The organism is Ignavibacteria bacterium (assembly GCA_016873845.1).
Classification (GTDB): Bacteria; Bacteroidota; Ignavibacteria; order Ch128b; family Ch128b; genus JAHJVF01.
In genome coordinates this window covers 106,479-129,701 of the sequence record VGVX01000001.1, presented here as the reverse complement: position 1 = coordinate 129,701, position 23,223 = coordinate 106,479, and the positions used below count along the sequence as shown (strand labels likewise).

Genomic DNA, 23,223 nt, shown 5'->3' with positions numbered 1-23,223 from the left:
TGAATGTCAAATTACGGAGCAGTCTAGATCTGACACTAATCAGAGTATTAATGAGAAATCCTCTTGGGGAGCTGTTTTGCGGTCGGCAATTTTACCTGGACTTGGTCAAATTTATAATGAGTCTTATTGGAAGTCGCCGATTATTTGGGGAATAAGTGGATGGTTTATTTATAACTGGATCAAAAATAATAATTTGTACAATGACTATAAAAATAGGCACTTGCAGAGTATTACAACAGGAGCTGAGAATTCTTCTTACAAGACTTATAGAGAATTTTATAGAGACCAGCGAGATTTATTTGCAATATACTTAGGGCTGACTTATTTTTTAAATCTTGTTGATGCTTACGTGGATGCACAATTATTCTCATTCGATGTGAGCGGATTAAATGACGAAGTGCGGCTCAATTTAAACATAAAGCTGAAATAAAAGGACATCTCTTGAAATTATTTCTTACTACACTATTAATTACACTACTGTTTTCACCAATCTTTTCACAGGATTCAAAACTCGGGATTTTGGAGTCTGGAGAATTTAGCACTCATAAATATTTCAATGAAATTTACAAAGACCAATTTAATCTGTTTGAAGAAAGTGAAGTAATCCCTGCAATTCCTTTAAATTTAAGAACATCACTAAACAAATATAAAGTTATGGGTTATATGCCATATTGGTTTGTAAACAGATGGAACACAATCTCATACGATCTACTCTATGTCATTGCATATCACAGTGCTGAGGCAGATTCAAATGGTAATATTACTAACAACCACGGATGGCTGACTGACGCAAATGTTACCAACATGTTAAATTCGGCTCATGCCAAAGGCGTTAAGGTTGTTCTTAGTGTGACTATCTTTTCAGGTACAGTAATTGAAAAAATATTAACTAATGAAGATAAGAAAATAAACTTAATCAATAATCTTTACTCACAAGTCACAGCAAGAAATGCTGATGGAATAGATATTAATTTTGAAGGCATCCCTTCAGGGCAAACTGCTAATCTCACAAATTTTATGAGACAGTTAAGGGATTCATTAAAATCCAGAAATCCAAATCTAATTTTAACTTGTGCTCCCACAGATTTTGATTTCCGAGCTGGTGATTGGGATTTATCTCAAATCACACAAATTTGTGATTTGACATTCCTTCAGTGTTATGGGTATGGTTACTCTACTGGGACCACAGCGGGTCCAGTAGGGAGACTTCAAGGATGGTCGTCATTAAACGCTGTAAACTTCATCAATACTGCACTTTCGAGCGGTGCATTACCATCAAAAACTGTATATGGAATGCCTCATTATGGTTACGATTGGCCGACTAGCTCTCAAAATAAAAAAGCATCGACAACTGGGACTGGGAGTGTACTCTATTACCCAGATGCAAAAGCAAATGCACTTGAATATTCACGACTTTGGGATACTGAATCATTAAATGCTTGGTATAGATATCAAACAACAACAGGCAGCTGGAGACAAGCTTGGTACGAAGATCCGGAAAGTGCGTTTTATAAATATCAGTTCATAAAATCCAAAAACTTAGTTGGTGTTGGTATGTGGGCGCTTGGTATGGATAATACAAATAAAGACATTTGGCGGGTACTAGAGGAATTTGTCAAAGATACGAGTCTAGTCTTTCCTCCTGAAGCTCCAATACTTTCGACCATAAGAGGTAGAAATGCAATTAGTTCATCAGAGTTAACTCTAAATTGGATGAATCAATACGCACAACAGCTTAAAGGTTTTAGAGTTTATCTTTCGAAGGACTCATTGAGTTTTCCTCCGACTCCTTACTTGGATGAAAATTATTTAAAAAAAGATTCGCTGAGTGTTGCAATCACTAATCTTGATTCAAATTCAATTTATTATGTTAAAGTTCACGCAGTTGATACTTTAGGGAACGTAAGCCCCTCTTCGGATGTGTACGCTGCCTCAACTGGGAGCAAGAAACGGTATCTTGTAGTTGATGGATTCGATAGGACCTCTGGAAGTTATTCCCTCGCTTATCATAATTTTACACAGTTTTATTCAGAAGGTGTTTTTAAATCAGGCAGAGATGTGGATGCATGTTCTAATGAAGCATTAATCGCAAATTTAATTTCACTAAGTGATTATTCGGGTGTAATATGGTTTTTAGGTGATGAGTCTACGGCTAATAAAACTTTGAATCCAAGTGAACAGCTATTGGTTCAATCTTACCTCCAAGCAGGAGGAAATCTACTCATAACTGGGTCCGAAATTGCTTTTGAGTTGCGCACAACAGCACCAACATTTTTAACAAATTATCTAAAAGCAAATTACGAATCAGATAACTCGGGATCACTGTTAATTTATTCAACTGGAAATATTTTCCGAGCATTTCCAAGTGACATTCAACTGGGTATTACCTATCCTGAAGATTGGCCGGATGGAATAACTCCAACAGGTGGTTCGATTGCATGTTTGAATTATCGAAATGGTAAAGTTGGAGGAGTTTACTACAAGGGTATTTACACCGGAGGTATGAAAGAGGCAAAATTAATATTCCTCTCTTTTGCATTGGAAACAACAAATAATACAACTGCGAAGAATATTCTAATTAACGATGCATTAAATTTCTTTGAGGGGACTACAAATGTTTTTTTTAGCGGAGAAAAATATTTTGAGTTTTCGGTCTCTCAAAATTATCCAAATCCTTTTAATTCAAGGACAAAAATAGAGTTTTTCTCACCGGAGAAAGGTTTTGCAAAGATTCAAATATTTAATATTTTAGGAGAGTTAGTTATATCCGAGGAAAAAGAAGTAATTAATCCAGGAAGAGATTCTTTTGAAATCAATGCAAGCAAGTTATCTTCAGGAAGTTATTTCTATAGAGTTTCACTTGGAAGCTACATTATCACTAAAAAATTTATACTCATTAAGTAAGGAGAGTACATGGGAAGTTCATTAAATAAAGTAATGCTGATTGGTTATACTGGTAAAGATGCCGAAGTTCGATATTCTAACACAGGATTAGCTGTGCTAACGGTCTCTCTCGCGACAAACGAGCCGTACAAAGATGCTGATGGAAATTGGAAGGAAAACACAACCTGGCATGACATCGTTTGTTACGGAAATCTTGCTGAACGAATGAAGGAAAATCTCAAAAAGGGGAAGAGAGTTTACGTCGAAGGGAGAATTTCCAAACGAAATTATGTTGATAAGAATCAAAATAAGCGCTGGGTTACAGAGATTGTCGGATCGAATATAATCCTATTGGAAAGAGCTGTAGCGGAAGCTGATGTCCAATCAGAAGATACGGCTGACGAAAATCGAGCAGCAGGCTCCGCTGATGTTGAAGCTACTCCTGATGAAGATCTTCCGTTTTAGATAAGTTGAATAAAATTAGGATGATGGATTGTATTCTAGTTGGATAGTTTTTATCGCACTTTTTCTTTTATTATTTAGTCTATCCGCATTTTTCTCAGGTTCAGAGGTTGCTTTATTCTCACTGGATGAGAAACGATTAAAATTAATCAAGAAAAAAAATCCTTACGCATTTAAACTCATCTCGCGTTTACTTGAATATCCAAGGAAAATCTTGATCACAATTTTAATTGGGAATAATATTGCTAATGTCGGAATTTCCTTAACTGCTGCGCTGCTCACATTAAAGTTAGCAAATAATTTCAATCTTAATATTGATATTGTGCTTGCAGTCGAAATTATTGTTCTAACAATTACTGTGTTGATTATCGCGGAAATATTTCCGAAAATTATAGCAAATAAATATCCAATCGAGTTCTCAGTATTTGCATCATACCCCTTGAGTTGGATTTTCACACTTCTTGCACCTGTTACCTTTTTATTTTTTCACATGACCAGACTATTGCAAAAAAGGATTGTGATTGATAAAAAGAAAATGGCTATTAGCAGTGATGAGATTAAAACACTTGCCGACCTTGGTAAAGAACACGGTGCGCTTGAATCCGAAGAACACAGTTTGATTCACAGTATCATTGAATTTGGCGATACAACTGTACGAGAAATTATGACCACTCGAACTGAGATGGTAGCCATCGAAATAAATTCGTCATTTGAAACGGTTATACAAACTATCTTTGCTCACAAGAGGTCACGGATTCCGGTTTACAAAAATAATATTGATAATGTAGTGGGAATTCTATATGCGAAGGATCTATTACCATATTATTCGACGCAGAGTTCACTGCAATATTTTTCTCTGCAAAAATTATGCAGGCAGCCATTATTTGTTCCAGAAATCAAATTAATTGATGAAATGTTTAAGGACTTTCAATCAAAGAAGGTACATATAGCAATTGTTGTCGATGAATTTGGCGGTACTGCCGGTTTAATTACGCTGGAAGATATTATTGAAGAGATAATGAGTAAATTCAGTCAATCAGATGAACCAAGCGAGTATTGTAAAAAATTGGATGAAAATTCTTATTTGATAGATGCAAAAATTCCAATAGAAGAATTTGAAAATTTACTTGATGAAAGTTTAAGAGAAGACGAATCGGAATATGACACGCTTGGCGGATTTATATTTCATACGTTAGGTGAAATACCTAAAACGAATTTTCGTTTTGCGATAAAAGGGTATGAACTACAGATAAAAGAAATTAAAAACAACAGAATAACTTCAGTATTACTTACAAAAAATGAATCTTAAAGTTAGACAAAGGATTTTTGTTGCTTCATTATCTGTGACAATGATTATAATTGGTATTGTCGCATATTATGCAAGTTCAAAAAGCAGGATTGCAAAAACAACTTTGACTATTCTAAGCGAAAAGCATGTAGACGAATTGATAGGTTCATTATTATTAAGAGTGGAACGGCCTGATCAAAAGAAAAAACTCAGTGCTACATTTGATAAATTGAGGTTAAATATCAAGAATGAGAATTATTCAGATGAACACCTAAATGAGATTTTAAAGTTTTTCGATTCCCTTGAACGTGAAAACCAAATAGACAGCAATCTTGTTGACAAATTTTATAAATTAGTTTACAGCGAGTTTTAAGATGAAAGAAAGTAGAAAAACAAATATTAAGGTCGGAATCACTGTTATAGTTGCTCTGTTAGCTTTTATTTGGATTCTTGGATGGGCTAAAAGAATAACACTTGCTGGTGACAGTTACACTGTTAGAATGAAATTTAACTCAGTTTCAGGACTCGAAAATGGAGACCACATCACTGTCAATGGAGTGAAAAAGGGAAAAGTGACTAACATTACGGTTGAAGGAGGATTTGTTTTAGTGAGTGGAATACTGCCGAACGATGTAAAATTAAAATCAGATGCGAAAGCACGAGTTGAAATGCTGGATTTAATGGGGGGGAAAAAAATTGAAATATTTCCTGGGTATAATGAGGATTTATTTAACTTGAGCACTGAACTCGAAGGGAAGTTAGCAACCGACATTCCAGGTGCACTTCAAATGATTGGAAATGTCGAGAATGAATTGAAAACAATTATTGTTGATTTAAAAGGTCTACTGGAAAAAGTTTCTGAGAATATCAGCGATGAAAAGTTATTTGTGAGTTTAAGGAATGCAATTTCAAATTTCGAACAAATTTCTATAAAATTAGATAAAATCTTAGTGACCAATGAAAAAAATATAACTCAATTTGTAAAGAATTCCGCTGAGGCATCTGGAAAGTTGAACACACTTCTGAGTGAAAATTCTGCAACAATAAAATTAACCTTGCAAGAAACAGAAAAACTTGTCAGCCGATTGAATGAATTATCCGAAAAACTTGATTCGTTTTTAGAGCAAACCCAACAGCAAAAAAATAACTTAGGTAAAATCATTTATGATGAAAAAGTTTATGAAGATTTGCAGAACTCGTTGAACCGATTAAATGAAATCACAGAACTGCTTCTAGAACAAATGAAAACCGGCGGTATTAAAGTCGATACAAAAGTGAGATTGTTCGAGTGAGGCATATTAGTAAATTATTAATATCAGCAATCTTGATCTGGACTTTCCTTAGCTTTATTCAGTATGAAATAATTTCAGCTAAACCTATCCGCGCGACAAGAGGAATGGTTGTTTCTGCGAGTGATTTAGCAACTAAGGTTGGGCTCGAAATCCTGAAAAAGGGTGGAAATGCAATTGATGCTGCTGTTGGGGTTGGATTCGCCCTCGCTGTTACTTATCCAGCCGCAGGAAATATTGGGGGAGGGGGATTTCTTGTATTCGTTAGGAACGACGGTTATGCTACTTCAATTGATTATAGGGAGAAAGCCCCTTCTTCGGCTTATCGAAATATGTATCTCGATTCGAATTTAACACCGATTGCAAATATGAGTACAGAAGGTGTAACTTCTGCGGGCGTACCTGGGAGTGTCGCTGGAATGTTGTATGCACTCGATAAATACGGAACAATGAAATTAGAAGAAGTAATTCAACCCGCAATTGAACTTGCCGAAAAAGGATTTTTACTGAATTACGAGTTGGCCTCTTCATTCAATGGTAATTATGTGAATTTTATAAATTTTCCTTCTTCAAAAAAAATTTTCACTAAGAGCAGTGGAAAATTTGTCGAAGGAGATATCTTCATTCAAAATAATCTTTCAGAAACGCTGAAGCGAATTCGTGAAAATGGAACTGATGGATTTTATAAAGGAAAAACTGCAGATTTAATCGTTGCCCACATGAAAAATGATGGCGGCTTTATTTCTTTAGAAGATCTTGCAAATTATAAACCGATTGAGAGAAGGCCGGTAAATGGAAGCTATCGTGGTTATAAAATTATTTCAATGGGTCCGCCAAGCTCAGGGGGAATAGCATTAATTGAAGCTTTGAACGTACTTGAAAACTTAACTCTTTCAAGAGAGGATTATCATAGCAGCAAGCATCTGCATTATCTAATTGAAACACTAAAACGAGTCTATTTCGATCGAGCCGAATATCTCGGTGATTCTGATTTTGTAAACATCCCAGTAAAAAAATTACTATCCAAAGAATATGCTTCAGAAATATTTAACTCAATCGATTCAATCCTTGCGTCAAACAACAAATTGATAAATACAAAAGGATTGAAGAGTAATGAAAGTACTGAGACAACGCACTATTCAATTTATGATCAATTTGGAAATGCGGTCAGCGTTACAACAACTATAAATGGTTCATTCGGCTCTCATGTTGTTGTCGAAGATGCTGGATTTTTATTGAACAATGAGATGGATGATTTTAGCATAAAACCTGGCGTACCAAATATGTATGACCTGATCGGATCTGAAGCGAACTCTATCCAACCGAATAAAAGGATGCTCAGTTCGATGACACCGACTGTCATCTTAAAGGAGAATCGACCATATATTATTATTGGTTCTCCTGGCGGTCCGATGATTATAACGTCAGTACTTCAAGCTGTGATGAACATTATCGATTTTGGAATGGATATTGAGCAGGCCATAGATATGCCAAGAATTCACCATCAATGGCTCCCGCAAGAAATTTATTTTGAATCATTTTCTTTATCTCAAGATGTAAAAGAGGAGCTGATCAAGAGGGGACACGTTTTTCAACCGCGCACTAGCATGGGAAGATTAGAAGGGATCATGATTGATCAAAAAAATAATTTTATTTTGGGAGCAACCGACCGCCGTGGTAACGGATTGGCAGAGGGATTTTGAATATGGTAATCGGTGTCGGTGTAGATATAATCGAAGTTCAGCGTGTTTCAGAAATTATTGAAAGATATGGTGAAAGATTCTACAATAAAGTTTTTACAGATGAAGAAGTGAAGTACTGTAACTCAAAAGCAAAACCTTCGCAACATTTTGCTGCAAGGTTTGCTGCCAAAGAAGCATTTAGTAAAGCTATAGGAACTGGTCTTGGTAAGGAATTTATTTTAAGAGAAATTGAGATTGTGCGAGATGCGAAGGGGAAACCAAGTATCAGAACAAAGAGAAAGATCAAAGAAAAAATTATGTTATCTATTTCACACTCAGACAATTATGTTGTAGCAGTTTGTGTAATTGAATCTTAACTATTCTTTAAACCAAATCCGCTTGAACTCATCCATCAACTCATTCTCATGGTTCTCATTAATTGAATTCCCATCCGGACCTTTAAGGTAATTGTAATCACCAAATGATTCACCATTCACATCACCCCATTCACTCTTCCAAATGTAAAATGCGAAGTGAAATCCTTCCGAAATAAAGAGCGAATGCAGATCTTTAAGATAATTTAAGAATCCTTTTTTAAATCTCCGTCCGCCATATTCGTTAATAAAAATTGGTACATCATTAACTTTTTTAAATTGAATCACATTATAGAATAAATCTTTAAAGATTGATGAATCAATTTGAACAAGTGAATCACGATAATAATAGCTGCCAGGGTAAACGGAATCATTTAACTCATTTGTGAATTGGTGAGGGAAATACATATTACATGAATAAACCAAAAATGGATCGTTAAGGACTTTCATTGAAAAAAATCTATCCGGATAAGCCCACCCAAGCGGCTGAATAATTATTGGTGTTACAGAATCAACTTTCCTGATCCGAGAAATGAGTTCATCGACGAACTTAAAATAAGTTGAATCAAAAACTGGAGGTAAGTAAACAGGATAATCGGCATGGGGTTCTAAAATAAAATTATACCCAATTATGTGGTCGTTTTTCTTATATCGGTCAGCAATGAATTCACACATTTCGATATACTTACCCATTGCAAATGAATCGTGAAAAAGCAGTTCATCTTCTCTGCCGTCGTTGTCAAAAACTTGAAGTGATCTTCCTGGGCCGCTGCGCAATGAAATTACGAGATTCAATCTGCACTCTCTTGAGTAACTAACAATCGAGTCCAAATTCATTAAATGAAGTGAATCGATTTCATACGGAGAAAAATAAGTAAACACGCCCGGGTAGTTTGCGACTAATAAATTAGCCCCCAAATTTTTTAACTCCATAATATCTTGAAGTGAAATTGGTTCACGCATTGAATAGGATGAAAAATGTTTATAAGGATGCACGTTTGCACCTCTTAGTGCTCCATCAATCCTCCAGAAATCATATTTTTGATTTTGCGAATTTGCTGCGTTAGTAATTAACAACAATACAAATAAAAATATTTTCCAATTCTTGAACATAAGTGTTATTTTAAATTAACTCGAAAAAATAAAGTGATAATTCAAAATTATGAAAATTAAAATTCTTCTTTCGTTCTTATTATCGGTATTAATGTTCCAGAGTTGCAGTTCTCAGACGAATTATTATGTAGCATTTTGGAATTTGGAGAATCTTTTCGATACAATTGATGATCCAAATAACATGGGGGATGACGAATATTTACCAAATAACCAATTGAGATGGGATGAGGAGAAATTCGACAAAAAGCTCAGTAATCTTTCAAAAATAATTCGAAGCATGAATGAAGGTCAGGGACCCGATATTTTGGGAGTTTGTGAAATTGAAAATCGAAGTGTGATCGAACTAATGGCTTCAAGGTATTTAAGAGATTTAGAATTCGAAATTATTCATTTTGATTCTCCTGATTCCCGCGGTATTGATGTTGCATTATTGTATAAAAAAGATCGAATAGAATTTATTGATGCGACTGCAATTAATGTACCCATAGAAGGGATGACTCGCGATATTTTATATTCAAAATTAAAAATCGATAGTGAGTTTTTCCATTTTTTCGTTAATCATTGGCCATCAAGACGTGGTGGGGAAATTGAAAGTGAACCTCGCAGAATAAAAGCTGCAACAATATTAAGAAAAAATGTTGATGAAGTTCTATCAAAAGATCAGACAGCGAACATTATTATTATGGGGGATTTTAATGACATGCCTTATAATAATTCAATCTTGGTTTCATTATTAGCTGTGGACTTTGATTGTGGTAATATGTCAACGGAGTATGGATCAAATTTATATAATCTTTCTCAAAGTTTATTTAAGCAGGAAAAAGGCACATATTTTCATCAAGGGCAATTCAATATGTTGGACCAAATAATAGTTTCAAAAGGATTGTTGGATAATAAAAAGTTCGATTATGTATGCAATTCTTTTGAAATATTAAGTAATGATTTGAATACAACTCGTCAGGGTAAATATGCAGGTGCTCCGTATCCAACTTTTGGTTCGGGCCGATATCTCGGCGGATTTAGCGATCACTTTCCAGTTGGAATTCGTTTGAAAGTAATTGAATAATTTTTTCGGCGGAATTCTTCAAAAGAAAGGGAAAAATCAATTGACTTTCGTATGTCAAAGTCTTAAAATTGTACCGATTTAAACTATGTTGAACAATAATAATTTATCAATCTTTAGGAGGTAAATTTAAATGGAATATTCTGGAATTTTTGGATTTATAAATGCAATCATAGCGCAAGCATCTGATACCGGTATGCTTAACTGGCTAACAGAAAAATATAATGCTGGCGGCTTATTCATGCACCCAATTTTAGCTTGCTTGATTTTAGGATTGGCTTTCTCGATTGAAAGATTTTGGACATTGACGAGAGCAAACATTAACACCAAAAATTTCTTGGTTGGTGTTAAAAAAGCTATGGACGACGGAGGAATTGAAGGAGCAAAGGATTATTGCGCCAATACCCGCGGTCCAATTGCAAGTGTTTTTCATGCTGGTCTTTTAAGATCCGATGAAGGAATCGAAGCTGCTGAGAAAGCAATAGTTGCCTACGGTGGAATTGAAATGTCATTCCTCGAGAGAGGATTAATTTGGATTTCTACGTTTATCAGTATCGCCCCGATGTTAGGATTCACCGGAACAGTTCAAGGTATGATTGAAGCTTTTGACGCTATTAAAGAAGCAAATCAGATTTCACCAAGTATTGTTGCTGGTGGTATCGCAGTTGCATTGCTCACCACACTTTTTGGTCTAGTAGTAGCTATGATCCTACAGGTTTTATACAACTATTTTGTTTCTCGAATTGATAAAATTGTCGTTGAAATGGAAGAGAGCTCAGTCGAATTAATTGACACTTTAGTCTCTTACAAACAAAAAAAGTAAACTAAGTAAATTTAGCGCAGGAATTTTTAATGCCTCAAATTAGAAAAAAGAAAACACCAGAAGCTGAGATTCCAACCAGCTCCATGGCTGATATTGCATTTTTACTTTTGCTTTTCTTCTTGGTTGCTACGACGATTGACGTGGACACAGGTATCGGTTTAACGTTACCCGAATTTGTACCTCCTGAAGAACAAATTCAAGCCGAGATCTCTAAAGACCGACTCGCAACTTTGCTTATAAATGAAAACGGTGATATTCTGCTTAGTGATGAAGTAGTCACATTAGCTCAAATCGGTGAAAAGCTTAAGGTAAGGATAAGAAGTAAAATTGATTTGCCAAACAATAAAAAACTAATTGTCTCAGTTAAGACAGACAGTAAAACTAATTACAATCTCTATATACAAGCTCTAGATCAAGTGAAAGAATCTTATTTTGAAGTTCGTGAAGAATATTCATTTCAAAAGTATGGTAGAAAGGTTATCAATCTTGATGAAGAGCAATCTATCGATGTAAAAGAGAGGATACCTATTATCATATCAATTGCAGAACCTGAGGTTGTAAAATAAAATTTTAAGGTCAAGAAAATGAAATTTGAAAAGAAACTAGCAAAAACAAAACAGCAGATTCCTACTGCATCACTTCCAGACATTGTTTTTATGCTATTGTTATTCTTCATGGTAACTACGACACTCAGAGAGCATGATGTAAAAGTGCAGTATCGTTTGCCCGAAGCTCGTGCTATTGAAAAGATTGAAAATAAGCGCGTTGTTTCATACATCTGGGTTGGTAGAGATGGAAGAATGCAGATTGATGACAATATCGTAACAGTCGATCAAGTTCAAAGAATCATGTACAACAAACGTGTAGATTTACCGACAATTATCGTTTCTCTAAGAATCGATAAGACTTCAAAAATGGGTTTGGTGACCGATATTCAGCAAGAATTACGTAAAGCTTATTGTTTGAGAATAAACTATTCTTCAATTAAAAAAATGTAGCTTTACTGTGAATTATTTTTAAGGCAGGCGTTATTATTTTAATTCCTGCCTTTTTTTATTTATAGGAGTTTAATGTTAAAAGAATCTATCAGTTTACAAATAAAAGAAGCAATGAAATCAGGAGATAAATTGCGACTTGAGACATTAAGATCAATCAGAGCTTCAATCATCGAATTTGAGAAAAGCGGTGTGGATCGTGAAATGACTACCGACGATGAAATTTCGATTCTCACTTCCCTTGTGAAAAAAAGAAAAGACGCAGCCGAGCAATACTCGAAGGCCGGCAGAAATGATTTGTCCGAAAAAGAGACTAAAGAACTTGAGATCATTCAGACTTTTCTTCCGAAACAACTCTCGAGGGAGGAAATTGAAGAGATCATTAATAAGTTAATTACTCTGGTTAATGCAAAAAGTATGAGTGATCTTGGGAAAGTGATGGGACCAGCAATGACCGAACTGAAAGGCAGAGCAGACGGCAAAATCGTAAATGAAATTGTAAAATTAAAGCTCTCAGCAAATGCATAATTACATTGATTACGCTGTAATCATTTTTGTGATCATTGGTTTTCTTCTTGGCTTAAAAGATGGATTGATTAAAAAAGTAATCAGCTTAGCTGCACTGATTGCAGCAATATTTATTTCAATCACTTTTTCTCATGATGTGAAAAAAATAGTCATGCAAATTACATCGCTTGATGCATTGCCAGCGATGATTGTTTCGTTCATCTTGATTTTTGTTGTTAGTTTTCTTGTCGCATCGCTCCTTTCAAGATTACTTAAACCAAGAGATGGTGTTATTAGTCTGATTAATAAGTTCTTAGGCGGCATTGTTGGTGTGTTCCAAATTTGGTTAATACTGAGTGCTCTTTTTATCTTCCTGAATCTTTTTAGTTTTCCAGATAAGGAGAGTAGGGTACAATCTCATTTATATAATTTTACTTTTTCTTTAATCCCAAATACATTCAAAGTTATTGAAAAAGCATTTCCAAGCACAAAAGAATTTTTTGATCTAATTAGAGAAGTAAACAGAAAAAAAGATTCCATTCTTACTCATGCTAAAGAGTATTGAAAAATTAGATCTTCCTAAGATTTTTTCTCACGTAAAAAAGTATGCTTCCACTGAAGTTGGCGCAAATTTAATTGAAAATGATTTTATAGCGAATTCGTTAGCTGAAGCAGAACTATATCAAACCTTAACTGATGAAGCGAAAAGATACTTTGAATTATCTTCCGATCTTGAAATTCTATTTTTACCGGATTTAACAGAGCAAATTGTTAAATCGCGGATTGAGGGTTTTATACTAAATGCAAAGGACTTTTTAAAAATAAATGATCTGCTTCGTAATTCCCGCATAATAAAAAACACTTTTTCAGAGAATAATTTGAATCTCGAAAATCTTCGCCAGCTATCTGAAGAATTAATTGTCGATAAACTTCTCGAAAAAAGAATAAATGACGTAATCGATGATTATGGCGAAATAAAAGATAATGCAGGTCCGGAGCTAAGACGAATTCGCGCAGAAATCAAACAGCAAAGTGACTATTTGAGAAAAGTTGCTGATAAACTTTTAAAAACATTTGCTGAGAAAGGACTTGTTCAGGAAGAACTAATGACAATCCGTGATGGAAGAATTGTCATTCCGGTGAAAACTGAATACAAAAGACAAGTTAAAGGTTTTATACACTCTGAATCTGCAACTGGGTTGACTACATACATTGAACCGGAAGAAACTCTTGAACTGAACAATGAGCTTCTATCACTTCACTTTGAAGAGAAAAGAGAGATTTCGAGAATATTGCATTTATTGACTACCGAAGTAAGTAAGATTGCAACACAATTAGTCGAATCGCTCAAATTGATCGCAAAGTTTGATTCGATTTTTGCAAAGGCAAAATACTCCATCGAAGTACGCGGTACGAAAGTCAATTTTTCAAATGATCACTCATTTGAACTCCTTGAATGCCGACATCCGCTTCTAATTCAAACCATAGGTTACCAAAAAACAGTTCCGTTTAATCTTAAACTCGATGAGACAATAAAATGTATGGTCATTTCAGGTCCAAATGCAGGAGGGAAGACTGTTTTGATGAAAGCAATTGGCGTGATATCTCATCTTGCAAGATACGGTTACCATGTTCCCATGCAAGCTGATTCGACGATACCTTTTTTCAAAAATATCCAGATCGATATTGGTGATGAGCAATCAATTGATAATGACATCAGTACTTTCGGCTCGCATCTTAAGAGTATTAAAGAGATTTATAATTCGTCAAATGACGAATCACTTGTGCTATTGGATGAGATCGGTACCGGAACAGACCCAAGCGAAGGTGTTTCTCTCGCTGCGGGGATTTTAAAACTTTTGATCGAAAAAGGTTCTTTTATAATTGTTACTACACACCACAGCTACTTGAAATTATTTGCAGCAAATCATTCAAATGCGATTAATGCATCAATGGAGTTTAATGCAAAAAATCTCGAGCCAACTTATAAGTTCATACAAGGAATTCCGGGAAGCAGTTATGCATTTGAAATTTCAGAACGACTCAATTTTCCTGATGAAATAATTCATACCTCAAAAAGTTTCCGTGAGAAAAATGCTGCCGAAATTGAACAATACATTTCATCACTGCATCAAAAATTGCAAGTTTATTCTAAACTGCTTGAAGAAGTGAAGGCAGAGAAAATCCAACTAGATAAATTAATTAATGAATTCAATCAAAAACTAAATGAAGTTAAGGCAACTAAATCTGAAATAAAACAAAAAGCTTTGGAAGAGGCTCTTACAATAGTGAAGTCTGCAAATTCTCTTATCGAGAAAACAGTAAAATCAATCAAAGAATCGAAGGCAGATTCAAATGTAATCCATCAATATCGGGAGCAGATTAAAACCGTAAAAAATGATATTGAAGCACAAATAGTAGAATCATCAATTCCTATTGAAGCAGGTTCTATTTCAGTCGGCGATTTTGTTATCTCGAAGGAAAAAAATATTAAAGGGAGGGTTATTGAAATAGATGAGCGGAAAAATTTTGTTCAACTTTTAATTGGTAATCTTAAAGTAAAAACAAAATTAAATACGCTGGTTAAAATCAATGTTGAAAAGGAACTAGAAATAACATCTAAAGTATTCAACTTACGGAATGAAATTATTCCCATGAGACTCGACATTCGAGGACAACGAACAGTTGATGCGGAAAGAGAAGTGCTTAATTTTATTGACAATGCTTCCGTTTCAGGTCTAATACTACTTGAGATCCTGCATGGAAAGGGAGATGGTATTCTTAAAAATTTTGTAAAAGAATGGTTAACAAAACATCCTTTTGTTGAATCATTTAACCCAGCTCCAATAGAGCAAGGAGGAGATGGGATTACTATAGTGAAATTGAAAGAATAGTTATAACATATTTCAAAATAAAATATTAACAGTTTTATTTAATATCAGTTTTCATATTTTTGTAGTGTATGTTCAAAAAGATCTTAATTGCAAATAGGGGCGAGATCGCAATACGCATCATTCGAGCTTGTAAAGATCTTGGTATTCAACCAGTTGCGGTTTATTCAGACGCTGATAAAAACTCTTTGCATGTTCGACTTGCAGGAGAGGCAATTCATATTGGAGCAAGTCAATCTAAAGATTCGTATTTAAACTTTGAGCAAATAGTTGATGCCGCTAAGATCTCCAATTGCGAGGCGATTCATCCCGGATATGGATTTCTATCAGAAAATCCTGACTTTATTAAATACGTTTGTGATCGAGATTTAGTTTTTATAGGTCCTTCAGCTGATTCAGTACGACTAATGGGAAATAAAGCATCTGCAAGAGATTTGATGATAAAGCACAATGTTCCAGTTGTTCCCGGAACTAAGGATCCAATTCAATCTAAGGATGAATTAAAATCTATTGTTAATTCAATTGGTTATCCGATTCTACTCAAAGCAACTTCTGGCGGTGGTGGTAAAGGGATGAGAGTAGTGCATGATGAGTCAGAACTATACTCAAGTTTTGAGATGGCTCAGAGCGAAGCAGAAAAATCATTCAAAGATAAAAATGTATATGTAGAAAAATATCTGACGAATCCAAAACACATTGAAATTCAGATAATTGCGGATCATTTTGGAAATTATGTCCATTTGTTTGAAAGGGAATGCTCCATCCAAAGGAGGCATCAGAAAATTATTGAAGAAGCCCCATCACCAACTGTTGATGATGAACTTAGAAAAAAAATTACATTGTCTGCAATACAAGCTGCAAAAGCTTGTAATTATACAAATGCAGGAACGATAGAATTTTTAGTTGATAGCGATAAGAATTTTTATTTCTTAGAGATGAACACGCGAGTTCAAGTTGAACATCCAGTTACCGAATTCATAACAGGTATCGATATCGTACGTGAACAAATTAAGATAGCTGCTGGTGAAAAACTTTCTTTTACTCAAGACCAATTAAAAATCAATGGATCAAGTATTGAAGTTCGTATTTATGCTGAGGATCCTTTTAATAACTTTATGCCCTCGTTTGGAAAAATTTCTCACTACCGGGTATCGGGTGGATTCGGAGTGCGGATTGACAGCGGGATCGACATGGGAAGCGAGGTTCCAATATATTATGATCCCATTTTAGCAAAAGTAGTGACGTGGGGGATTAATAGAAATGAAGCAATCGCAAGAATGGAAAGAGTGCTGCGTGAGATACAAATTGTAGGTTTAGTGACTAACATTCCTCTATGTTTATGGATTTTAAATGAGCCAGAGTTTATTGAGAATAAATTTGACACACAGTACCTCTCGAATAAATTTCAGGAAAATGGAAACGGTCATTGGATTAAAGGTGATGAGAAGATTTTAGACCTTGTCTCGAAGACGATAAGTTATTGTAATTCTAAACGTAATTCTGCTCAAAAGAATACCTCCAATTCTTTTACAGTAAAATCGAATTGGATAAAACGAAGGTTTGAGGATTGAAATACAAAATAACATATCCGAATTATGAACACTCTGTAATAGAGGAGAAAAATAATAATGCTCTGGAAATCATACCTCTATCAGAAAATTTGTATCAAGTTTCCGATGGAGATCATATTTACGAAATCAATGTTGAACCGATTGTAAATGGTTCATCACGTGCATATTTCAATGGGAATATTTTACCATTCGAAATTCATAATTATTACGGTGAAGTTTTCGAAAAGATGAGCGAAGATCACTTAAATCAGAAGAACGCAATTATCAAGGCTCCGATGCCCGGATTAATATCAAAACTGAAAGTTGTGGTCGGACAGGAAATTCAAGTTGGCGAAAGCCTACTAATTCTAGAAGCAATGAAGATGGAAAACGAGCTAAAATCACCCATTGATGGGGTTGTGAAGCAGATAAATGTTGAGCTTGGTGCTACAATTAACAAAAATGCACCATTAATCACAATTGAAGGGGAGTGAAATTTTTTGAATAAAGTTATTTGTAAATCTTGCAGTTCAGAAAATTATTTTGAAGCATACAAATGCTCAAGCTGCTCAAATGTTTTACGTGCTAAAGTTTCTAACATTGATTTTTGGTCAGTGCTTTATCAAATGTTATTTGATACTGAGAACGCATTTAAACAAATTCTCTATGCAAATAATAAGAATTTTTTAATACCTCTTTTTATTTTATTGAATTTAAAATTTGCATCACTTCTTTTTGTTTTAGGTTCAATTTATGATTTAGAGATCTCGTTTAGTTTGTTCTGGGGAGCTCTGCTTGCTTTAATGGTTATTTTGTGCATCATTATGTTTATATATTTAGAATTCATAAGAACAGTGATTAACAAATTATTTTTGCAAAATTTGTTTAGAAAAAATTATCTATCAGTGATTGTATATGCCTCATCTATATTTTCTTTGAGCATTTTTGTTTTACTGACTATAGAGTTGGTATTATTCGGGCCTTTTTTATTTTCCGGCAATCCATCGCCATTTGATATTAAGCCAATTCCGGCTTACATCATTGCAGGGCTTGAGATTTTGGTGTTAGCTCTTTTTCTAATATTTTCCTTCATCGGATTTAAAATTTATTTACAATCAATTCGAATGTCCGTAATCGTCACTTTATCTGCCATTTTAATAATTCCAATTTTATTTTTCTTATCAAAACATTTTTTTTCATTAATTATGGTGGTTTAGTATGCCGAATAGAATAAAAATCATACTCGTAGGGTTGGGACCAATAGGAGTTGAAACCTGTAAATTGGTCCTTCAAAAAAAATCTTTAAATCTATTAGCTGTTGTTGATATCGATTCAAAGAAGTTTGGCAAAGATTTAGGAAAGTTTATTGGAGCAAAGAAGAAATTGAATATTCCAATTGTTGAGAATCTTAGCTCTGCCTTACACAAGTTTCATCCTGAAGTTGCAATCTTGACTTCTGGCAGCAGACTTGAATCAGTAAAGGAAGATTTATTCACATGTATTGAGAATAAAGTCAGTATAATATCAAGCTGTGAGGAATTGCTGTATCCATTTATCTCGAATCCAGCATTAGCTGAAGACATAGATAAAAAGGCGAAAGAAAAATTTGTCCATATACTTGGAACAGGGGTAAATCCGGGATTCATAATGGATATTGCACCATTGTTTTTTACGAGCGTGTGTTCAAATGTAAAAACTATTAAAGCAGAGCGGGTTGTTGATTTGAATAAAAGACGTAAACCATTACAAGCGAAAATGGGACTTGGAAAAACAAAATCTGAGTTTAATCAGATGGTAAAAGTAAAGAAGCTTGGTCATGTCGGTTTACTTGAATCTGCCCAATTGATTGCTGACGGATTGCGAATGAATATTTCTTCTTATAAGGAGAAAATTACTCCAATACTCGCTTCAAAAAACTTCACAACAAAATACTTCCGAATAGACAAAGGGAAAGTGTGTGGAATGAATCATGTTGTTCAAGGGTTTTATGGAAAACAAAAATTAATCAGTCTCGATCTTCAGATGAGAGTTGATCTGTATAAATCTTTCGATAAAATCATTGTAGACGGAACTCCAAAGTTAAATGTTATTGTCGAGAACGGAGTCTTTGGTGATACTGCAACGGTCGCTATGCTCGTAAATTGTATACCAAGCTTACTGCATGCAGAATTCGGATTATTAACTATGAAAAACATTCAGATCCCCAATTACCTAAATCCCCAGATAGGATAATTCTGAAGTTATAAAAAAAATTAAATTGTATTATGTTCCTAATTTCGGCGAGGTAATTGCTGATAGGAGTTGCGTTAAGCTAGATAACTACTAACTCATGTTCTTGAAAGGAAAATTGTAAATAGTATGGAAATAAAGTCATCAAACGTATACACGTACTTAAAAACAAAACTTTACGATTTAAAAGCCTGGGTAGAAAGTTTTGCGGAAAAACCTTATGCAACGGCAGCGTTATTTTTCTTCGCATTTATTGAATCATCGTTTTTTCCTATTCCACCAGATGCATTGTTAATTGTGTTAGCTTTGAGCAAACCATCACGGAGCTTTATATATGCTTTTTACTGTACGATTGGTTCAGTATTGGGTGCTTATTTAGGTTATTTAATTGGTTATGTTTTTTATGATACAATTGGGATTGGAATAATTAAATTCTATGGTGTTGAAAATGAGATAAATTACGTGTTAAGTAAATATCAGGAAAACGGATTCCTTGCAATTGTTACAGCTGGATTTACGCCGATTCCTTATAAAGTGTTTACGATTCTTGCAGGTTTTAATTTAACTATCGATTTGTGGACATTAACTTTTGCCTCGCTAGTAGGACGTGCTGGACGGTTCTTTTTAGTTGCAGGTTTAATTTTTTGGATTGGGCCAAAAATAAAAATTTATATTGAAAAATATTTTGATAAACTAGCCCTTGTATTTTTTGTTTTACTTATCGGAAGTTTTTTCGTATTAAAATATTTATTGTAGAATGAAATTTGAAACTGATATACTCGTTATCGGAAGTGGTATTGCCGGTTTAAGATTCGCAATAGAAGCGTCCAAATTTGCTGAAGTTTGTATAGTTACCAAAAAAGACAGAGCGGAATCTAATACCAACTATGCTCAAGGTGGGATTGCTTCAGTTCTTTCAAAAGAAGACAGGGCGGAATTACACATTGAAGATACTCTAAGTGCTGGAGATGGAATCTGCAATCGAGAAGCAGTTGAATTGATCGTAAAAGAAGGCCCATCTGAAATTCAAAAGTTAATTGATTTCGGTACACAATTTTCAAGAACATCGAACGGAAATCTTCACCTTGCAAAAGAAGGAGGACATTCAATCAGCAGAATCGCACATGCAAAAGACCTCACTGGGCGGGAAGTTGAACAAGCCTTACTTAGACATATTTCTGAAATTAAAAATATTCGGCTTTTTGAAAATCATATTGCAATTGATTTGATTACTGAACATAATCTTCTAAGTCCTTACCGAACATTGTCTAGCAAGCGTCATTGCTGGGGTGCTTATGTTTATGATGTTGAAAATTCTGCTGTCCATACATTTGTCGCAAAATGCACTTTGCTCTCAACTGGAGGTTTAGGACAAGCATATTTGCATACAACAAATCCTGCAATCGCAACCGGTGACGGTTTTGCAATGGCATTTCGTGCAGGTGCATTAATGGCAAATATGGAGTTTATTCAGTTTCATCCGACAGCATTGTACGAACAAGGTTTTGACAATCGGAGCACGAAACCCTGTTTTTTAATAAGTGAAGCTGTCCGCGGATTCGGTGCTAAGCTCAGGTTAAAATCTGGTGAAGAATTTATGAACAATTATGATAATCGAAAAGAACTTGCTCCACGAGATATCGTTGCGAGAGCCATCGATAAAGAGCTAAAAAAGAGTGGTGACAATTTCGTTTATCTCGATTTGAATTTCAAATCTAAAGACGAAATCATAAATCATTTCCCTCATATTTACTTTAAATGTTTGGAAAAAAATATTGATATAACAAAGGATTACATTCCAGTAATTCCAGCAGCACATTATGCGTGCGGTGGGGTAGTGACTGATTTAAATGGACATACTTCAATAGAAAATTTATTTGCTTCAGGTGAAGTTTCAATGACTGGTGTGCATGGAGCAAATCGGCTTGCCAGTAATTCGCTACTCGAAGCACTTGTGTTTTCAAAAAACTCGGCACTTGGGTGTAAGGAAATAATTCAAAAATCTCTTTCCAAAATTCCCGCTGAAATTCCCGAATGGGTGGATACAGCAGAGTCATCGACTGAGGAAAAGGTTCTTATCTCTCAAAGCAGGAGAGAGATACGAGAAATTTTATGGGAATATGTCGGAATCGTTCGTTCAACCGAGCGATTAAATCGGGCACTTCGAAGATGCCACATAATTTATGAAGAGACAAAAAACATGTACAACATTTCGACTTTGTCTGAAGAAATTCTAGAATTAAGGAATTTAATTGATACAGCATATCTTATTGCGAAATCTGCGCTTACACGTAAAGAATCACGTGGTTTGCATTACACGATCGATTTTCCGAACAAAGATGATCAGAATTGGCTTAAACCAACTTACACTCAGAATTTAAATATTTGATTTGCATAGTATTTTTCGGAGTAGAGATTTTTTTTGATTGAAAAATATATTCACTTATTATAAAAAGTAAATGACATAAAAGCTATAAAGAACTATTTAACTGAAAGTTATCCGAATAATTTAATTTTTTTTTGGATTATTTTTTGTAAAACACTTTTTAGATTGCCCAATATTAGGATAAACATTTGATTATTTGTTCTTGATAAATTTTTATTCATGTATTAAGTTGTATTATCATGGAGATAAAGAAACTTAGGACAAAATTTTTTTTCTTCGCATTGATAATGTCAGGATTTTTCTGGCTTGGCGGTACAATTTACAAAGGAATAATCGCATATCGCTTATTTGAGCCGTTCTCATTAATCGTTAGGTCAGAATTAACCTATGAATCAATTGCCCAAACTCTTTTGATAATTGGTGGAGTAACAGTTTATATACTTGCTGCATACATTTTGTTTATAATTTTTTATATAATGTTGATTATCGATTCAAAGATCAGTTTTAAGGAGAATGGCTGGTTTTTTATGTGTACAGTTATTTTTGGTATTTTTTTACCGGTAGAAATTTTCTTAATGAATATAGACTTTCAATTTGTTTTATTGGTGCACAAGCAAGGTTTTGATTTGAATCAAGGGATGAGTTTATTGATTCAACGTGTCGGAGCATTAAGCGGACTTCCTGCAATTTCATTCTTTGCATATTTTACTACAATTTGGTTAGCTATTTTTCAACCCCTTAAACGTCCGCAATGATAAGAGCCAAAGAAAAAGAATATGAAGCTCTAATTCAAGAATTAAGAGCTGTTGCTGATACGCAGGGTATTAGGATTCGATTCGAAAAGGGGGATTTTAATGGAGGATATTGTGTTTTAAAAACCGAAAAGGTAATTGTGATCAATAAAAGTGCATCACAAAAAAGAAAAGCAAATGTTCTCGCCCTGGCTCTAAAGGAAATCGGTATAGAGGATATTTACGTTAATCCAAAAATCCGTGAAATGATTGAAGAAAATTGAATCGAGTTTTCAATTGTGAAAACCGATGAAACAGCATAACAAATGCTCCCATTACTAAAATCAATACTTGTTTAGTTTAATACTGTGTATATATCACGTTAGAATCTATTGATAACCAATGTGAGATCATAATTACAGTACATTTGATAATGGAATTTTATTTTGTATATTTGATGTGATTTTTTAAGGAAGTCTATGAAAGACTTATCAATCAAGAAGTTATATTATTCAATTAGCGAAGTAAGTAAAATAACCGGTTTAGAACAGTATGTATTAAGGTACTGGGAAAACGAATTCGAACAACTTAAACCTCAGAAGAATCGCGCCGGTAACCGCATTTATACAAACAGAGATATTCAACTTATACTTTTTGTTAAAAAGCTTCTCCGAGATGAAAAATATACAATTGATGGTGCAAAACAAATATTGACAACCTACAATCCAGAAGAGGGTGAGAGATTGCTCGAAGATCAGGTCGAAGCAGGCATTTCAGGTGAAGAGACAGTCAATAAAATTACTGATTCAAATATCATTAATGATTTAAGAGACGTAAAGGAATTACTTCAAGATATCTATATAAAATTATAGCGGAACGTGGCGCAGCCCGGCTAGCGCACCACTTTGGGGTAGTGGGGGTCGCGGGTTCAAATCCCGCCGTTCCGACTACGATCAA

Annotated in this window: 25 protein-coding genes and 1 tRNA gene; 25 read left to right on the top strand and 1 reads right to left on the bottom strand. The window is 34.5% G+C overall.

The window, feature by feature from the left end; all coding sequences use genetic code 11:
- Positions 1 to 76: 76 nt before the first annotated feature.
- Genes FJ213_00605 through acpS form a run of 8 tightly spaced genes read left to right on the top strand, consistent with a single transcriptional unit; the run spans position 77 to position 7,981 of the window.
- A complete protein-coding gene (locus FJ213_00605) occupies positions 77 to 430 on the top strand; it encodes a hypothetical protein (GenBank protein MBM4174665.1) in 354 nt (117 codons plus the stop codon).
- 11 nt (positions 431 to 441) lie between these two features.
- A complete protein-coding gene (locus FJ213_00600; GenBank protein MBM4174664.1) occupies positions 442 to 2,904 on the top strand; it encodes a T9SS type A sorting domain-containing protein in 2,463 nt (820 codons plus the stop codon).
- A gap of 9 nt (positions 2,905 to 2,913) precedes the next feature.
- Positions 2,914 to 3,348, top strand: a complete 435-nt coding sequence (ssb, locus tag FJ213_00595; GenBank protein ID MBM4174663.1) for a single-stranded DNA-binding protein — start codon at positions 2,914 to 2,916, stop codon at positions 3,346 to 3,348.
- 28 nt (positions 3,349 to 3,376) lie between these two features.
- On the top strand, positions 3,377 to 4,654 hold the full coding sequence (locus tag FJ213_00590; protein ID MBM4174662.1) for an HlyC/CorC family transporter: 1,278 nt from the start codon (positions 3,377 to 3,379) through the stop codon (positions 4,652 to 4,654).
- Positions 4,644 to 5,006, top strand: a complete 363-nt coding sequence (locus FJ213_00585) for a hypothetical protein (protein ID MBM4174661.1) — start codon at positions 4,644 to 4,646, stop codon at positions 5,004 to 5,006. The genes FJ213_00590 and FJ213_00585 overlap by 11 nt, the downstream gene beginning before the upstream one ends.
- 1 nt (position 5,007) lies before the next feature.
- Positions 5,008 to 5,925 (top strand): MCE family protein, encoded by a 918-nt coding sequence (locus tag FJ213_00580; GenBank protein ID MBM4174660.1) that lies wholly within the window; start codon positions 5,008 to 5,010, stop codon positions 5,923 to 5,925.
- A complete protein-coding gene (ggt, locus tag FJ213_00575; GenBank protein MBM4174659.1) occupies positions 5,913 to 7,625 on the top strand; it encodes a gamma-glutamyltransferase in 1,713 nt (570 codons plus the stop codon). Before FJ213_00580 ends, ggt begins: the two co-directional genes overlap by 13 nt.
- Positions 7,626 to 7,627: 2 nt before the next feature.
- On the top strand, positions 7,628 to 7,981 hold the full coding sequence (gene acpS / locus FJ213_00570) for a holo-[acyl-carrier-protein] synthase (GenBank protein ID MBM4174658.1): 354 nt from the start codon (positions 7,628 to 7,630) through the stop codon (positions 7,979 to 7,981).
- On the opposite strand, the gene FJ213_00565 is transcribed toward acpS, so the two are convergent.
- Entirely contained in the window at positions 7,982 to 9,091 is a 1,110-nt protein-coding gene (locus tag FJ213_00565; GenBank protein MBM4174657.1) for a glycoside hydrolase family 5 protein, read from the bottom strand.
- A gap of 49 nt (positions 9,092 to 9,140) precedes the next feature.
- Here FJ213_00565 and FJ213_00560 point away from each other — a divergent pair, with 49 nt between their 5' ends.
- The 17 genes from FJ213_00560 to FJ213_00480 all read left to right on the top strand — a co-directional run bounded on the left by FJ213_00560 (position 9,141) and on the right by FJ213_00480 (position 23,216).
- A complete protein-coding gene (locus tag FJ213_00560; GenBank protein ID MBM4174656.1) occupies positions 9,141 to 10,157 on the top strand; it encodes an endonuclease/exonuclease/phosphatase family protein in 1,017 nt (338 codons plus the stop codon).
- A gap of 130 nt (positions 10,158 to 10,287) precedes the next feature.
- Positions 10,288 to 10,977 (top strand): MotA/TolQ/ExbB proton channel family protein, encoded by a 690-nt coding sequence (locus FJ213_00555; protein MBM4174655.1) that lies wholly within the window; start codon positions 10,288 to 10,290, stop codon positions 10,975 to 10,977.
- 29 nt (positions 10,978 to 11,006) lie between these two features.
- Complete coding sequence (locus FJ213_00550) at positions 11,007 to 11,543, top strand: biopolymer transporter ExbD (GenBank protein ID MBM4174654.1); 537 nt, start codon at positions 11,007 to 11,009, stop codon at positions 11,541 to 11,543.
- An 18-nt stretch (positions 11,544 to 11,561) separates the two neighbouring features.
- Complete coding sequence (locus FJ213_00545; protein ID MBM4174653.1) at positions 11,562 to 11,975, top strand: biopolymer transporter ExbD; 414 nt, start codon at positions 11,562 to 11,564, stop codon at positions 11,973 to 11,975.
- A 72-nt stretch (positions 11,976 to 12,047) separates the two neighbouring features.
- Complete coding sequence (locus tag FJ213_00540) at positions 12,048 to 12,500, top strand: GatB/YqeY domain-containing protein (protein MBM4174652.1); 453 nt, start codon at positions 12,048 to 12,050, stop codon at positions 12,498 to 12,500.
- Positions 12,493 to 13,044: a CvpA family protein gene (locus tag FJ213_00535; GenBank protein MBM4174651.1), complete on the top strand. Its 552-nt coding sequence runs from the start codon at positions 12,493 to 12,495 to the stop codon at positions 13,042 to 13,044. The genes FJ213_00540 and FJ213_00535 overlap by 8 nt, the downstream gene beginning before the upstream one ends.
- The gene (locus FJ213_00530) at positions 13,028 to 15,373 is read left to right on the top strand and encodes an endonuclease MutS2 (protein MBM4174650.1); all 2,346 of its coding nucleotides are present in this window, start codon (positions 13,028 to 13,030) and stop codon (positions 15,371 to 15,373) included. Before FJ213_00535 ends, FJ213_00530 begins: the two co-directional genes overlap by 17 nt.
- Before the next feature lie 68 nt (positions 15,374 to 15,441).
- Positions 15,442 to 16,941 carry an acetyl-CoA carboxylase biotin carboxylase subunit gene (gene accC / locus FJ213_00525; GenBank protein MBM4174649.1) on the top strand — a complete coding sequence of 500 codons (1,500 nt, stop codon included), beginning with the start codon at positions 15,442 to 15,444 and terminating at the stop codon, positions 16,939 to 16,941.
- A 227-nt stretch (positions 16,942 to 17,168) separates the two neighbouring features.
- A complete protein-coding gene (locus FJ213_00520; GenBank protein ID MBM4174648.1) occupies positions 17,169 to 17,414 on the top strand; it encodes an acetyl-CoA carboxylase biotin carboxyl carrier protein subunit in 246 nt (81 codons plus the stop codon).
- Positions 17,415 to 17,420: 6 nt separating this feature from the next.
- Positions 17,421 to 18,137 carry a hypothetical protein gene (locus tag FJ213_00515; protein ID MBM4174647.1) on the top strand — a complete coding sequence of 239 codons (717 nt, stop codon included), beginning with the start codon at positions 17,421 to 17,423 and terminating at the stop codon, positions 18,135 to 18,137.
- A gap of 1 nt (position 18,138) precedes the next feature.
- A complete protein-coding gene (locus FJ213_00510; protein ID MBM4174646.1) occupies positions 18,139 to 19,152 on the top strand; it encodes a hypothetical protein in 1,014 nt (337 codons plus the stop codon).
- A 126-nt stretch (positions 19,153 to 19,278) separates the two neighbouring features.
- The gene (locus tag FJ213_00505; protein MBM4174645.1) at positions 19,279 to 19,905 is read left to right on the top strand and encodes a DedA family protein; all 627 of its coding nucleotides are present in this window, start codon (positions 19,279 to 19,281) and stop codon (positions 19,903 to 19,905) included.
- A 1-nt stretch (position 19,906) separates the two neighbouring features.
- On the top strand, positions 19,907 to 21,538 hold the full coding sequence (nadB, locus tag FJ213_00500) for an L-aspartate oxidase (GenBank protein ID MBM4174644.1): 1,632 nt from the start codon (positions 19,907 to 19,909) through the stop codon (positions 21,536 to 21,538).
- Between the two features lie 284 nt (positions 21,539 to 21,822).
- The gene (locus tag FJ213_00495; GenBank protein ID MBM4174643.1) at positions 21,823 to 22,290 is read left to right on the top strand and encodes a hypothetical protein; all 468 of its coding nucleotides are present in this window, start codon (positions 21,823 to 21,825) and stop codon (positions 22,288 to 22,290) included.
- Positions 22,290 to 22,550, top strand: a complete 261-nt coding sequence (locus tag FJ213_00490; protein MBM4174642.1) for a hypothetical protein — start codon at positions 22,290 to 22,292, stop codon at positions 22,548 to 22,550. The genes FJ213_00495 and FJ213_00490 overlap by 1 nt, the downstream gene beginning before the upstream one ends.
- A gap of 195 nt (positions 22,551 to 22,745) precedes the next feature.
- Positions 22,746 to 23,138: a MerR family transcriptional regulator gene (locus FJ213_00485; GenBank protein ID MBM4174641.1), complete on the top strand. Its 393-nt coding sequence runs from the start codon at positions 22,746 to 22,748 to the stop codon at positions 23,136 to 23,138.
- Positions 23,139 to 23,216, top strand: a tRNA-Pro gene (locus FJ213_00480). It abuts the gene before it with no gap.
- Positions 23,217 to 23,223 lie beyond the last annotated feature (7 nt).